Genomic DNA, 2,139 nt, shown 5'->3' with positions numbered 1-2,139 from the left:
CCCCCCCCCCCCCCCCCCCCCCCCCCCCCCCCCCCCCCCCCCCCCCCCCCCCCCCCCCCCCCCCCCCCCCCCCCCCCCCCCCCCCCCCCCCCCCCCCCCCCCCCCCCCCCCCCCCCCCCCCCCCCCCCCCCCCCCCCCCCCCCCCCCCCCCCCCCCCCCCCCCCCGCCCGGCCCCCGCCCCCCCCACACCCCACACAACCTCCCTCTCCCCGCCCGCGTCCCCCCGACCCCCCCCGCCACTTGAAAGACGTAAACATAAGCGTGTACCGATCTCCCTGGTCGCCGTATGTGAAAACAGATGCACCTTGTCAGCATTACAGGAAGTGTTTCACGAACATCTCCAGGAAATCATCCAGCGCGTGCCTGGTGAATTTATCTTCGCTACCAACAGAGATAAATCCCTGTGTCAGTTTACTACGATAGGGGATGAAATTCTTACCGATGCTTCCCGTGGTATCCGTGTTTCAATGGCTTCCTATGGCCTGAACCATTACCAGCACATACACAATGCAGCGTTTCTTGGTTGCAGTAATCTTGATAAAGATTTCCAAGGTAAATGGCGGCAGTATGCGGAGCTTAACGGCTGGAATGTTGAAGAATTTGAACATAAGCAACGCTCCGCGATGAATTATGAACGGTGCTACCAGTTTATTAGTCGTACATCTATCCGTAATGCTGACACTGATCACCCTCTGGTGTTCGTAGTACCTGATCTGGCAACTGCTGAATACATCAAAGAGCATTATTTCCCTGGAGCAAAGATTGAATGTCTGAAATTTGGGAAAGTGAGAAAGAAAGTTAAAGGTAACAACACCCGTAAAGAAGTACAGGAACACAAATCCAAAGGATTGACCCAAAGACAAACGGCTGAACTAATGAAGAAAGGGATCGCCACAATACAACGCCACTGGAACTAATCAGGAGGACTAATTGATACAATACATAAAACTGAACAACACAAACCAGATACAGATCAACGATAGCGGGAAGGGCGTTTACCATGCCTTGGTTTGGTTCTGGAAAGGACGTAGGACTCGCATTTCTTACGGAGAGCTATCTGATAAATCCGGTGTAAGTGATCACGGGATCAGGTTCTGGCTTCGTGCGCTGCGCAACATTGGTGTGATTGAGATAGATGATGAAAGTAGCTATTTATCATTCACGCTGAAACACATCGAACGAGACAATGTAGAATTTATCTACTCTAATTTCTAAAACTCACAATAGGGAAACTTTTATGATCATCGCTATGTATTGGTTATTTGCATTTTACGCAGTATGGACATTAACGAGAAAACACGGAAGTTTCCCTCTACGAGGAATGAATGGGAAAAAGAAAACGTAACGTAGTTACAAAATTTGAACGAAACGCACAATCATTATTACGAACATCTGATTTTCAAAATCTATCTCGCCTTTCGAAGGAATACAATTCTGTTCCTGGTGAATGGCAAACTACAATAATTGAAGAGAATAGCCCTGCAATGTCTCCTGACGAGATGGGCGCATTACAGGATATTCTCAATAGCTGCCCTGGTGCATTCTGGAAACCCAGGAAGATGAAAATCTTTAATGTGGATTCTTCAAATCTTCACAAATGGCAAATTCTTAATTTCTCCTCATACGAACATTATTGCGGCTGGCTTTCGGTTAATCACCTTAACAATTTAACCCGCGACTTTGACACCCTATTTGATACCAAGGAACATTATGACTCTTAACACTATGGACACCGTGAACATCGTGAACACCCTTATTAACTCTTTCCACGATATCTGGCATCTACCAGCCCTGCGGCTTGTTAATAAGGCGTGGCGTGAGAGAACGCCCTCCGCGCTCCTGGAAGCGCTGCAATACACCGAGCAGGCAATCACCGCCCTTGAACACTGGAGCGCTGCTGTAGAGCACCTGGTGCAGATGAACGGGGATACCGTCACCGTGGATCAGGCGTGGCGCATTGCGAATGACCTTGAAGAGCTTGCTTGCTCCCTGCAATACATCACCGCCGAACTTGCGGAACTGGCAGGAGCCATTGCCGAGAAATACGCAGTAAGTGAATTTGAATAAAAATGCAAAGAAAGTGAATAAAATGTCGATTTTGGTATTGACAAATTAACAGAAATGTTATAGAATAAGAAG

The 2,139-nt window shown here is 48.9% G+C and carries 3 protein-coding genes; all 3 read left to right on the top strand.

Features of this window, described 5'->3' with window-relative positions; genetic code table 11:
• The first annotated feature begins 305 nt into the window (after positions 1 to 305).
• The 3 genes from IPZ49_RS22630 to IPZ49_RS22620 all read left to right on the top strand — a co-directional run bounded on the left by IPZ49_RS22630 (position 306) and on the right by IPZ49_RS22620 (position 2,067).
• On the top strand, positions 306 to 917 hold the full coding sequence (locus IPZ49_RS22630; RefSeq protein WP_193762882.1) for a hypothetical protein: 612 nt from the start codon (positions 306 to 308) through the stop codon (positions 915 to 917).
• 408 nt (positions 918 to 1,325) lie between these two features.
• Positions 1,326 to 1,721 (top strand): hypothetical protein, encoded by a 396-nt coding sequence (locus IPZ49_RS22625; RefSeq protein ID WP_032623407.1) that lies wholly within the window; start codon positions 1,326 to 1,328, stop codon positions 1,719 to 1,721.
• The gene (locus IPZ49_RS22620; RefSeq protein WP_080781177.1) at positions 1,711 to 2,067 is read left to right on the top strand and encodes a hypothetical protein; all 357 of its coding nucleotides are present in this window, start codon (positions 1,711 to 1,713) and stop codon (positions 2,065 to 2,067) included. The genes IPZ49_RS22625 and IPZ49_RS22620 overlap by 11 nt, the downstream gene beginning before the upstream one ends.
• Positions 2,068 to 2,139: the final 72 nt, after the last annotated feature.

Origin of the sequence: Enterobacter cloacae complex sp. S2, from assembly GCF_015159675.1 — a bacterium.
GTDB classification, from domain to species: Bacteria; Pseudomonadota; Gammaproteobacteria; order Enterobacterales; family Enterobacteriaceae; genus Enterobacter; species Enterobacter intestinihominis.
This window is presented reverse-complemented; position numbering and strand designations above follow the sequence as displayed.